Annotated in this window: 10 protein-coding genes; 5 read left to right on the top strand and 5 right to left on the bottom strand. The window is 75.5% G+C overall.

Going from position 1 to position 11,804, the window contains the following annotated elements:
* Nucleotide 1: 1 nt before the first annotated feature.
* A complete protein-coding gene (locus ABZ495_RS23325; protein ID WP_329485709.1) occupies nt 2-268 on the bottom strand; it encodes a hypothetical protein in 267 nt (88 codons plus the stop codon).
* 568 nt (nt 269-836) lie between these two features.
* Here ABZ495_RS23325 and ABZ495_RS23320 point away from each other — a divergent pair.
* The gene (locus ABZ495_RS23320) at nt 837-2,048 is read left to right on the top strand and encodes a serine hydrolase domain-containing protein (protein ID WP_359837845.1); all 1,212 of its coding nucleotides are present in this window, start codon (nt 837-839) and stop codon (nt 2,046-2,048) included.
* 165 nt (nt 2,049-2,213) lie between these two features.
* On the opposite strand, the gene ABZ495_RS23315 is transcribed toward ABZ495_RS23320, so the two are convergent.
* Nucleotides 2,214-2,630, bottom strand: a complete 417-nt coding sequence (locus ABZ495_RS23315) for a helix-turn-helix domain-containing protein (RefSeq protein WP_359837843.1) — start codon at nt 2,628-2,630, stop codon at nt 2,214-2,216.
* 142 nt (nt 2,631-2,772) lie between these two features.
* Between ABZ495_RS23315 and ABZ495_RS23310 the strand changes: the two genes are divergently transcribed.
* The 4 genes from ABZ495_RS23310 to ABZ495_RS23295 all read left to right on the top strand — a co-directional run bounded on the left by ABZ495_RS23310 (nt 2,773) and on the right by ABZ495_RS23295 (nt 6,971).
* The gene (locus ABZ495_RS23310; RefSeq protein WP_359837841.1) at nt 2,773-3,234 is read left to right on the top strand and encodes an STAS domain-containing protein; all 462 of its coding nucleotides are present in this window, start codon (nt 2,773-2,775) and stop codon (nt 3,232-3,234) included.
* 112 nt (nt 3,235-3,346) lie between these two features.
* Nucleotides 3,347-3,898 carry a (2Fe-2S)-binding protein gene (locus ABZ495_RS23305; RefSeq protein ID WP_359837839.1) on the top strand — a complete coding sequence of 184 codons (552 nt, stop codon included), beginning with the start codon at nt 3,347-3,349 and terminating at the stop codon, nt 3,896-3,898.
* Nucleotides 3,895-4,890, top strand: a complete 996-nt coding sequence (locus tag ABZ495_RS23300; protein WP_359807578.1) for a xanthine dehydrogenase family protein subunit M — start codon at nt 3,895-3,897, stop codon at nt 4,888-4,890. The genes ABZ495_RS23305 and ABZ495_RS23300 overlap by 4 nt, the downstream gene beginning before the upstream one ends.
* On the top strand, nt 4,887-6,971 hold the full coding sequence (locus ABZ495_RS23295; protein ID WP_359837837.1) for a xanthine dehydrogenase family protein molybdopterin-binding subunit: 2,085 nt from the start codon (nt 4,887-4,889) through the stop codon (nt 6,969-6,971). Before ABZ495_RS23300 ends, ABZ495_RS23295 begins: the two co-directional genes overlap by 4 nt.
* 72 nt (nt 6,972-7,043) lie before the next feature.
* On the opposite strand, the gene ABZ495_RS23290 is transcribed toward ABZ495_RS23295, so the two are convergent.
* From ABZ495_RS23290 to ABZ495_RS23280, 3 genes are all read right to left on the bottom strand, one after another.
* Nucleotides 7,044-8,546, bottom strand: a complete 1,503-nt coding sequence (locus tag ABZ495_RS23290) for a SulP family inorganic anion transporter (protein ID WP_359837835.1) — start codon at nt 8,544-8,546, stop codon at nt 7,044-7,046.
* 432 nt (nt 8,547-8,978) lie between these two features.
* Complete coding sequence (locus ABZ495_RS23285; protein WP_359807586.1) at nt 8,979-9,281, bottom strand: hypothetical protein; 303 nt, start codon at nt 9,279-9,281, stop codon at nt 8,979-8,981.
* 33 nt (nt 9,282-9,314) lie between these two features.
* Nucleotides 9,315-11,558 (bottom strand): FUSC family protein, encoded by a 2,244-nt coding sequence (locus tag ABZ495_RS23280; protein WP_359837833.1) that lies wholly within the window; start codon nt 11,556-11,558, stop codon nt 9,315-9,317.
* Nucleotides 11,559-11,804: the final 246 nt, after the last annotated feature.

Genomic DNA, 11,804 nt, shown 5'->3' with positions numbered 1-11,804 from the left:
GTCACTTCACCTTGAGCAGGTCGGCGATGGACTGGTTGGTGGTGTGGTAGTTGAGCGTCGTCTGCTCCATCGCGGAGCTGTTCCGGTGCAGCCGCGCGGTCAACTGCTCGACCTGCTCGTGCCATTCGGCCAGTGCCGCGCGCAGCGCACCGGCGGTGTCCCAGCCCTGGTGCGCGGCGGCCGCCGCATTGGTCGACTCGTCCGCCAGCGCGCCGATGGTGGGGCAGTCGAGGGCCATGCCGTTCAAGGCCGACTGCGAACCCTTCATCGCCTGACTGTTCACGCTGAACTGACCACTACCCGCCGGTGTGCTCATGCCGACCGCCCCCGTTCGACTCGTCGCCTCACGCGCCCGGTGGGGGGACGGCGAGCGGTTCCGCGGCTCCCGGCGGCCTGGCCGCCGGGTGCGCTGAGCGTCACCGGGCTTGCGGTCGACCCCACTTGGCGCTTCGTCGGCGCGATCGTACTCCCCTCGGCGAGTCCGCTCCCGGAGCGGAGGGGGCGGACCGGGGGCGCCGGGGCGCGGCCGGTGGCCCGCCCGGCCGGCGGACGGTCGTCGCGGCAGGTCAGGGGGGTGGTGTCCGGCCCGGAGGCGCTCGCGTAAGGATTTCGTCAGGATTTCCGGCGGCGGTGTGCGGCGCCGCCGGGCCCGGCCCGCCCGGTGGGTCCCGGGGCGCCGCCGGGCCCGGTCCGGTGAGCTGAGGGGACCGAGCGTGGCGGTGGTCCGTACGGATGGACTCGCCGGGGGGTGGGCGGCGGGCGCGCGGGGCGGGGCCACGGGGGGTGGTGACCTTGGCCTCGCAGCGTCCGCCCACTTCCGGAGGAGACCCCCACCCATGCGCCGTGTGCCCGCACGCAGACTGGCCACCGCCCTGCTCGCCCTCGCCACCCTCGCGCCCGTCACCCTCTCGGTGTCCCCGGTCCAGGCCGAGCCGGTGGCGGTGGCCGCCACCGCCGCCGACCGGTCCGCCGACGGCCGGCCGCCGTACGGGCTGGACCCCGCGCTCGCGGCCCGCCTCGACGAGGCGATCGAGTGCACGCGCCTGGAGGCGGGCATCCCCGGGGTGATCGTCGGGCTCTGGCTGCCCGGCCGGGGCACCTACGTCCGCTCGTCCGGGGTCGCCGACACCGTGACCGGCGCGCCGATGCGGACCGACTTCAACATGCGGATCGGCAGCGAGACCAAGACCTTCACCGCCACCGCCGTCCTGGAACTGGTCGACGACGGCCTGGTCGGGCTGGACACCCCGATCGCCGCCTACCTGGACGGCGTCCCCGACGGCGAGCACATCACCGTCCGGCAGATGCTGGAGATGCGCAGCGGCCTGTTCTCCTACACGGCCGACCCGGCCTTCCAGCAGGCGCTGCTCAGCGACCCGACCCGGTCGTTCACCCCGCAGGAGGTGCTGGCCTACGCCTTCACCCACCAGAACGTCTTCGCCCCGGGCGCGGCGTTCCAGTACTCCAACACCAACTACGTGCTGCTCGGCCTGCTGGTGGAGAAGCTCGCCGGGATGCCGCTCAAGGACTTCGTCCACCAGCGGGTCACCGGGCCGGCCCACCTGGACCACACCTTCCTCCCGACCGGCGCGGAGTTCCCGCAGCCGCACGCGCACGGCTACACGAACCAGACGCTGAGCGGCGACGTCGCCGACACCACGGACTGGAACCCGAGCTGGGGCTGGGCGGCCGGTGCGATGATCTCCGACCTGCACGACCTGCGCCGCTGGGCCAAGGTGGTCGCCACCGGCACCCTGCTGTCCCCGGCCACCCAGGCGCAGCGGGAGAAGTTCATCACCGTCCCCGGCTTCGACGGCGCCGGGTACGGCCTGGGGCTCTTCCGGACGCACGGCTGGGTCGGGCACAACGGCTCGCTGCCGGGCTACGAGAGCGTGACGATGTACCTGCCGGAGCAGGAGGCCACCATGGTGCTCCTGATCAACACCGACATCCTGCACGACGGCTTCGAGCCGAGCACCCTGCTGGCCAGGGCGATCACCTCGATCATCACCCCGGACCACGTCTACGAGCTGCCGGCCGAGGGCTGACGGTCCCCGCCGCGCCGCGGGCGGGCCGGGCCTCCGGGCCCGCCGGCTCCGGCCGGCCGGCCTCCAGGCCGAGGAAGAAGGGCGATCGACGCGCTCAGGGCCACCTGGGTGGGCGGCGTTGAGCGGATGCTCGCGCACGTCCCGGCGGACTGACGACCCACCCGGTCAAGACACCTGGCGGCCGGCGTGCCGGTCGGACCGCTGCGGGGCGCGTCGGCGCCCGTCGCCGTCCTGCTCCCCGGCCCCGGGGGGTTCCGCGGCCCCCTGCCCCGGGGCGCCGTCGTGGTGGGCCCGGGCCAGCAGGTCGAGGAGTTCGGCCACGCTCAGCCCGGACTCCGCCGGGTGCCGGAGCCAGGTGCCGGCGGCGATCCGGTAGAGGTTGCGGCGCCCGGTCCGGGACCGGGTGAGATAGCCGGCCTGCTCCAGGTCGGTCACAATGGCCTGGACGGCGCGTTCGGTCAGCTGGACCTCCAGCGCGACATCGCGCAGCCGGACCCCGGGGTCGCGGGCGATCGCGGCGAGCACCCGGGCGTGGTTGGTCACGAACGTCCAGCCCGTTCGCGCTGATCCTTCCAGGGCCATACCCCCATCCTAGGAGTGTCGATTCCCTTCTTGCCACAGGCGAATCGGCGTTCAGGCATCGGTTGACGAGCGAAGCGATGGGTCCCACCCTTGAAGGGCTCACCCTTGAAGGGTCCGCCTGCGTCGCCCGGAGGAGGAGGCCATGGTCGAAGACCCGTACCGAAGGAGCACCGACGCCGCGCCGGCCTCGCCGGCGGCGGCGGTGAACGGCGGCCGCCCGCTCGGACAGCGGCTCGCCCACGGCCTGTGGATGCATTGGGAGACCGCGCGGAACGGGGACCGGGTCCTGGTGCGGGTGACCGGGGAGATCGACCTCGATGCCGCCGGGCCGCTCGACGAGGCGCTCGAACGGGCCCTGGACGCCAGCGGCAGCGGCCTGGACGTCGATCTGTCCGGCGTCTCCTTCTGCAACAGCACCGGCCTCAACACCCTGCTGGACCTGCGGGTGACCGCCCACCACGGGGGGCGCGACGTGGTCCTCACCGCGGTCAGCGAGGTGGTGCGGCGGCTCCTCGTGCTGACCGACACCCTCGACCTGTTCGTGTCCGCACCGGCCCCCGACGGCGGAGGCGGCCGCCCGGAGGGCGACCTCGCACCGCCGTGACCACCGGCGGACCCGCTCACCGCCGGCGCGCCCGCCGGGGCGGTGTACGGCGAAGCGGTTGTCGGGCGGGTCGGGGGGTGTCCGGCGGGGCTCCGCGTGGAATGCGTGGGCCATGGATGCCACCGACACCCTCGCGACGAGCAGCGGGATCGCCCTGACCGTCAACGATCGGCCGCACAGCCTCACGGTCGACCACCGCGCCACCCTCCTCGACGTGCTGCGCGACCGGCTCGGTCTGACCGGTGCGAAACAGGGCTGCGACCACGGCCAGTGCGGTGCCTGCACCGTGCTGCTGGACGGACGGCGGGTCAACAGCTGCCTGCTGCCGGCCGTCGCCCAGGACGGCCGCGCGGTCACCACCGTCGAGGGCCTGGCCGGCCCGGACGGCCCGCACCCGCTCCAGCGGGCGTTCCTCGAACAGGACGCCTTCCAGTGCGGCTTCTGCACACCGGGCCAGCTCTGCTCGGCGGCCGGCGTCCTCGCGGAGACCGCCGGTGACCCCGCTCCGACCGACGAGGCGACGCTACGCGAACTGCTGAGCGGCAACATCTGCCGCTGCGGCGCCTACCCGGCCATCGTCCGGGCCGTCCGGCAGGCCCAGGCCGAGGGCCGGGGCGCGTCGGCCACCGGGGCCGGGGCGGGGAACGAGGAGGGTCCGGCATGAAGCCCCACGGCTACACCCGGCCCACCGAGGTGGCCGCCGCCGTCGCCCTGCTGGCCGGGCGTCCGGACGCGAAGGCCCTGGCCGGCGGCACCAATCTGGTCGACCTGATGAAGCTCGGCGTCGAACGGCCCGGGCTGCTCGTCGACATCGCCCGCCTACCGCTCGACCGCGTCGAGGAGACACCGCAGGGCGGCCTGCTGATCGGCGCCAACGTGCGCAACAGCGACCTCGCCGACCACCCGCTGGTCCGCGAGCGCCACCCGGTGGTGTCCCGGGCCGTCCTGGCCGGGGCCAGCGGTCAGCTCCGCAACGCCGCCACCACCGGCGGCAACCTGCTCCAGCGCACCCGCTGCCTCTACTTCCAGGACGTCTCCAAGCCGTGCAACAAGCGGCTGCCCGGCTCCGGCTGCCCGGCCCGCACCGGCGTCCACCGCGACCTCGGCGTCCTCGGCACCTCCGAGCACTGCGTGGCGACCCATCCCTCCGACCTCGCGGTGGCGCTCGTCGCCGTCGACGCCGTCCTGCACCTGACCGGCCCCGCCGGGGACCGGACCATGCCGCTGACCGCCTTCCACCGCCTGCCGGGCTCGACCCCGGACCGCGAGACCGAACTCGGGCCCGCCGAACTCGTCACCGCCGTCGAGCTGCCGCCGCCCCCGGCCGGGGCGCGCTCGGTCTACCGCAAGGTCCGCGAACGGGCCTCCTTCGCCTTCGCGACGTGCTCGCTCGCCGCCCTCCTGACCCTGCGCGACGGCCGGGTCGAGACCGTACGGCTCGCCTTCGGCGCCCTCGCCCCCCGGCCGTGGCGGGCCCTCACCGCGGAGGCCGCGCTGCTCGGCGAGCCGTTCACGGAGGCCGCCGTCGGAGCCGCCATGGACGCCGAACTGGCCGCCGCCCGCCCGCTGCCCGACAACGGGTTCAAGGTGGCGCTGGCCCGCCGGATCGCCGTCCGCGAACTCGGCCTGCTCGCCACCGGTCAGGAGCAGCGATGACCAGCGACCTCGCCCGACCGGAGGGCCTGGACAAGGTCTCCGGAGCCGCCCGCTACGCCGGCGACCACCACCCCGACGGGCTGCTCCACGCCTGGCCGGTCCCCACCACCGTCGCCCGCGGCGACATCACCGCCGTCGACACCGCCGCCGCCCTGGCGATCCCCGGGGTCGTCGCGGTGCTCAGCCACCGCGACGCACCCGTGCTCACCCTGCCCGCGGACGGCGACCCGACGCTGGCCGTGCTGCAGTCCCCCCGGGTCGCGCACCGCGGCGAGGTGGCCGCCCTGGTCGTCGCCGAAACCCCGCAGGACGCCCGGGCGGGGGCCGAGGCCGTCCGGATCGGCTACGCCGCCGAACCGCACGACGTCGTGCTCACCGACGACCACCCCGGCCTCTACACGCCCGAGAAGGCCAACGGCGGCCACCCCGCCGTCCGCACCCACGGCGACTTCGACCACGCCTACCAGCAGGCCGACGTCCGGATCGACCGCACCTACCGCATCGGCCCGCTGCACAACCACCCGATGGAGCCGCACACCGCCACCGCCCGGTGGGCCGACGGCCGGCTCACCGTGCACGACTCCAGCCAGGGGAGCAACAACGTCCAGGAGACCCTGGCCGCACTGTTCGGGGTGGCGCCGCAGGACGTCCTGGTGATCAGCGAGCATGTCGGCGGCGGCTTCGGCAGCAAGGGCACCACCAGGCCGCACGTCGTCCTGGCGGCGATGGCCGCCCGGCACGTCGGCCGTCCCGTCCGGCTCGCCCTGCCCCGGGCCCAGCTGCCCGCCCTCACCGGCCACCGCTCGCCCACGGTGCACCGGCTGCGCCTGGGAGCCGACGACGGCGGCCGGCTCGCCGCCCTGGCGCACGAGGTGGTCACCCGTTCCTCGACGCTGCGCGAGTTCGTCGAGCAGGCCGCCGTGCCGGCCCGCGTGATGTACGCGGCGCCGCACAGCAGGACGTCGCACCGGGTGGTCCGCCAGGACGTGCCCACCCCCTCCTGGATGCGGGCCCCGGGCGAGACGCCGGGCATGTTCGCCCTGGAATGCGCGATGGACGAGCTCGCCGAGGCCTGCGGGCTGGACCCGGTCGACCTGCGCCTGCGCAACGAACCGGCCGTGGAGCCGGACTCCGGCCGCCCGTTCAGCAGCCGCCACCTGGTGGAGTGCCTGCGGGAGGGTGCGCGCCGGTTCGACTGGGCGGGCGAGCGCGCCCGGGGGCCCCGTCGCGAGGGGGCCTGGCTGCTCGGCTGCGGCGTCGCCGCCTCGACGTACCCGGTCCTGGTGTCGCCCTCCACCGCCGAGGCCGTCGCCCTCCCGGACGGCACCTTCCTGGTGCGCACCAACGCCACCGACATCGGCACCGGCGCCCGGGCGGCCCTCACCGGGATCGCGGCCGAGGCGCTCGGTGTGCCGGTGGACCGGGTCGGCGTCGCGATCGGCCGGACCGACCTGCCCCGGGCTCCGCTCGCCGGAGGGTCGTCGGGCACCGCGTCCTGGGGCTGGGCGGTCCACGAGGCGTGCACCGGGCTGCGCCGCACGCTGGCCGAACGGGGCACCGCGCCGCTGCCCGCCGAGGGGCTGCGCCACCTGGCGGACACCACGGGGGCGGTCAAGGCCGGTCGCGAGTACGCCCGGCACGCCTTCGGCGCCCAGTTCGTCCGGGTCGCGGTCGACGCCGACACCGGAGAGGTGCGGCTGCGCCGGCTGCTCGGGGTCTTCGCGGCCGGGCGGATCCTGAACGAGCGGACCGCCCGGTCGCAGCTGGTGGGCGGGATGATCATGGGCGTCTCGATGGCGCTCCTCGAACACAGCACGATGGACCGGGAGTTCGGAGACCACGCCGAACGTGACCTGGCCGCGTACCACGTGGCCGCGAACGCCGACATCCCGTCCGTGGAGGCCCACTGGATCGACGAGGAGGACGCGCACCTGAACCCCATGGGCTCCAAGGGGATCGGCGAGATCGGCATCGTCGGCACCGCCGCGGCCGTCGCCAACGCCGTCCACCACGCCACCGGGGTCCGGGTGCGGGACCTCCCGGTGCGCCCGGAGCTCCTGCTGGACGCGCTGCCGGGCTGATCGGCGCCGGCACAGCACCGCGCCCGCCCTCCGACGGACCGGAGGGCGGGCGCGGTGGTACCGGTGGCGGCCTCAGTGGCCGGCGAGTTCGCCGCTCAGGCTGCGGTGGATCTCGGCGCTGGGCCGGTTGAGGCCGGTGATCTCGACGGACTTGCCGCGCTGCGCGTACCTGGCCTCGACCGCGTCGAGGGCGGCCACCGAGGAGGCGTCCCAGATGTGCGCCCGGCTCAGATCGATGACCACCCGGTCCGGATCACCCGCGTAGTCGAAGCGGGCGACGAGGTCGTTGCTGGAGGCGAAGAAGAGCTCCCCGGTGACCGAGTAGGTCACCTGGCCGCCGTCCGGGTCGGTGACGGCGGTGAGGTCGGCGCGGTGGGCGACGCGCTTGGCGAAGATCACCATGGCGGTGATCGAGCCGGCGACGACGCCGACGGCGAGGTTGGAGGTGGCGACGACCAGGGCGACGGTGATCACCATGACGGCGATCTCGCCGGCCGGCATCCGCCGCAGGGTCTTCGGCGCGACGGAGTGCCAGTCGAAGGTCGCGAAGCAGACCATCACCATCACGGCGACCAGCGCGGCCATCGGGATGCGGGAGACGACCGGGCCGAAGACGATGCACAGCACCATCAGGAAGGCACCGGCCAGGAAGGTGGAGAGCCTGGTCCGGGCGCCGGACACCTTCACGTTGATCATGGTCTGCCCGATCATCGCGCAGCCGCCCATGCCCCCGAAGAAGCCGGTGACGATGTTGGCGACGCCCTGGCCGACCGACTCCCGGGTCTTGTCGGAGCGGGTGTCGGTGATGTCGTCGACGAGCCTGGCGGTCATCAGCGACTCCATCAGCCCCACCAGCGCCATCGCGAGGGCGTACGGAGCGACGACCGCCAGGGTGTGCGGGGTGAACGGCACGTCCGGCAGCCCGGGCACCGGCAGCGAGGACGGCAGGCCGCCCTTGTCGCCGACGGTCGGTACCGCGAGGCCGGCTGCCACGGTGACCACGGTGAGGACGGTGATCGAGACCAGCGGCGCGGGGACGACGGTGGTGACCTTCGGGAAGAACACCATCAGCGCCAGGCCGGCCGCGATCAGCGGATAGACCGGCCACGGCACGTCCGTCATCTCGGGGACCTGGGCCATGAAGACCAGGATCGCCAGCGCGTTGACGAAGCCGACCATCACCGAGCGGGGCACGTACCGGATCAGCTTCGCCACCCCGAGCGCGCCCAGCACGATCTGGAAGACGCCGGCCAGGATCACCGCCGCGACCAGGTAGCCGAAGCCGTGTTCGCGGTTCAGCGGCCCGATCACCAGCGCGACGGCGCCGGTCGCGGCCGAGATCATCGCGCGGCGCCCGCCGACGATCGCGATCGTCACCGCCATCGTGAAGGACGCGAACAGGCCGATCTTGGGGGGTACGCCGGCGATGACCGAGAACGAGATCGCCTCGGGGATGAGCGCGAGCGCGACCACCAGGCCGGCCAGTACCTCGGTGCGCCAGACCTTCGGGTCGGTCAGCCAGTCGGGGCGTGCGGCGCGCAGGCGTGCGGCAGCGGTGGGCGGGGGAGTCTGCAAGACGGCGTGGACCTGTCGTGCTCGGGCGCGACCGGCGGGTGCGCGGGGGACGGACGGGGTGCGGACGGCCGTGGCCACGTCCCACGCGTCGCCCGGGGGCGGGTGCTCCGGTGGCCCGGGGCTCCGACGCGTGAGTGCGGTGGCCCCGTGGGGGCGGCCGGGCGGTTCAGGCGTGGAAGCTCACGGCGGGCAGGCGGTGGCGCCGGGTACCCGGGGCTCGCACACGCTTCTTCTCCTGCCGGCGGATCCTCGCGGGGGCGTCATCGGCCCCGGTACGACGGTCGGCCCGCGCGCCTCGCGCAGGCCGTGGGACGGCGAACGGCCGCCCCGTGCCGGTGACTCTACCCGAACACGGCCGCCCGCCCGGTGGCCGGGCGGTGCCCTCGGCGGTGCTCTCGGCGGTGCTCTCGGCGGTGCTCTCGGCGGCGCCGCTCAGGCCGGTCGCCGGATCTCCTGCCGGGTGGCGCCGAAGCCGGTCTCGTGGTCCCAGACGTGGGTGCAGGTGGGGCACTGGAGGTGGAGCACGCTGCCGGTGTGGGAGAGCAGGTAGCGCCAGTGCTCGCGGCAGTTGCGCCGCTCCGCGCAGCCGGCGCACCCGCGGGCGTCGTCGCAGCCCGGACAGGCCGCCCAGGCCCGCCGCCCGACATCGGCCTGCGGGTCGATCGGCAGCGGTCCCGGACGCAGGCGTCGCAGCAGGGCGGCCGGGTGGGTGGTGTCGGGGCGGTTGCGGAACATGGACGTTGAACTTAGGTAAGCCTTGCCTACCTGTCAAGCGTGGCGCTCTGCCGGGGCCGGCGTGCCGCCCGGGGCGGCACGGGCGGAGTCGTGGACCCGGCCGAGGTCGTCCAGCAGCCCGGTGAGCCAGAGCGTGACGTCCACGGTATGCAGTGAGACCGGGTCCTCGGGCGTTCGGGTGGCCGTGACGCGGTCCTCGTGCAGGGCCGCGAGGGCCTCGGCCAGCGCCCGGTCCGCCGCGGCGGACCCGGCCGGGTCGAGCAGCGCCGCGCCCTCGCGGCGGAATGCCGCGGCGACCTGCTCGGCGCGGCCGACCAGGGCCGCTCCGCCGTGCGGGCCGGAGGCCGCGGTGCCCGGCGGGATCCGGGCGAGCAGCGGCTCGGCCCCGCGCACCGTGTGCTGCCCGGTCAGCACGGCGGCCTGCCAGTTCGGGCCCTCCCCGGCCGGCTGGTGGCGCTCGCTGCGGTACTGGGCGTACAGCGCCTCGGTGAGCAGCGTGCTGTGCCGGGCCCGTTGCAGCGCGCCCCGGGCCGGGCCGGACCCGGTGACCACGGCGACGGTCTCGGAGAGCGCGGCGGCGCTGCGGTCCAGCAGCTCGGCGGTACGCCGCCGCAGGTCGTGACCGCCGCCGCGCGGCCAGGCGCAGAGCCCGGCGAGGATGCCGATCGTGGCACCGGTCGCCACATCGACCAGCCGGGCCTCGGCCAGCCGCCACCCGGCCGGGGCGAGCTGGGTGAAGACCATGGCGACCACGACGGTGAACGTCCCCTGCGCCCAGGCCAGCCCGAGCCCCGGGCTGAAGGCGAACGCGAACAGCATCGCGGGCGGCAGCGCGGCGGCGTAGAAGACGGGGTGCTCGCCGACCGCGATCAGCAGCAGCGCCGTCACGGCGGCGCCGCCGGCGGTGCCGGCCAGGGCGGGGCGCAGCGTGATCCGGGTGTCGGCCGCGCTGGTGCGCATCAGGGTGAGGGTCGCCAGCAGGACCCAGAACCCGTGGGTGAGATCGAGGGCGCCGACCACCAGACGGGCCGCGCCGAGGGCGCCGGCGGTGCGCAGGGCGTTGCGGAAGTACACCGAGCGAGGGGTCAGGTTGCCGCGGATCCGGCGCCACCAGAGCATCGGCGTCGGCTCGTAGGCGTACCAGAACGGGCCGGGGCGCTGGTCGGGCGGGGTGCTGTCGGGCGGCGGCGGTGCCCGGCGGCTGGTGCGGGTGGCGAGGGTGAGGAAGCGGGCGCCCTCGGCGGCGCTCAGGGCGAGGGTGCCGAGCGCCAGCCGGGCGACGGTGGGGCCGGTGGGGCCGTCCGACGCGTCGGTACCGCCGGCCGGTGAGGTGCGGTCGGCGCCGAAGGCGGCGATCCGCGTCTCGACCGGCGCGGCGGACGGGACCGGACCGTCCGGCCGAACCCCCGCCGCGGCCGCGCGCAGCGCACCGGCGGTGGTCGCCACCAGGGCGGCCGCCTCCGGGTAGGGCCCGCCGGTGGCGCCCAGCCGGCGGATCCGCAGCAGCTCGGCTCCGATGAACTGCAGCGTGGTCGCGCAGTGGGTGAGCGCGCGGTCGGCGGCGCCCGGGCCGGCGGGCCGTTGCATCAGCGGGATCCGGGAGAACCGCAGGTCGTCGAGGAGGGCCCGGGCGCGGTCCGCTGCGGTGGCATCGTCCGGCACGGCGCCGGTGGCGGTCGGCGGCGGCCCGCCGAAGTGCGCGGCGGCACGGTCGGCCAGCCCGGCCAGCGCCAGGGCGGCGCTCCGCACGCGGTCGCGGTAGTCCCTCGGCGGCGGCTCCGGCCACAGCAGCCGCTCCGCGGCGGCGAGCAGCAGCAGGCCCGCGGTCACGCCGGCCAGCCGCTGCGGCAGGGTGTCCGGGGCGTAGGGCGGGAAGCACGGCAGGATGTAGAAGAGCTGGAGCCCGTTGGTGAGCCCGACCAGCCGTGGTCCGCCCACCGAGGCGAAGGACACCGCGAAGCCCACGCCCACCATGCCCAGCGCCGCCGTCCAGGCGTGCACGGCCAGCGCGGTGCCCAGGCAGACCAGCGCCCAGGCGAAGGGCAGGGTCAGCAGCAGCGTCCGACCCCGGGCGCGCGCGCCGCCCTCCACCCGGGCCAGTACGCCGACCGCGATCGCCCCGAACAGGGCGTAGGTGGCCGTCACCGGCTGGTCGAAGCCGTAGCGGAAGACGTAGAAGCCCGTGCACGCGGCGGCGGTGACCCGGACCGCGCGGTGCGCCACCGGGGGATCGGGGCGGGGCAGGAGCGGGGACGCCGGCCGGTGGGGCAACCGCATCGCACCTCGCTCCGCCGGTGGGTCGGGACCGGGCCGCCCTCCCCCGGGGCACCTCGTGCGGGAGCGGGCCCGACGGCAGGTCCACCGGCCGCCCGGCGGCGCCGTTACCCCTCCACCCTAGGGCGACCGGCCCGGGCACGCAGGGCCGGGAACGCAGGGGCGCCGCGCCGCCTCGCGGGGCCCTCGTCGCGGGCCGCACCCCGGATCGTGCCGGGCGTGGCGTGATCGACGGCTTGGCGGGAGGCA

The organism is Kitasatospora sp. NPDC005748 (genome assembly GCF_040630735.1).
GTDB lineage: Bacteria > Actinomycetota > Actinomycetes > Streptomycetales > Streptomycetaceae > Kitasatospora.
Note: the sequence above shows the minus strand (reverse complement) of the source record. Positions and strands in the feature narration are given on the sequence as shown.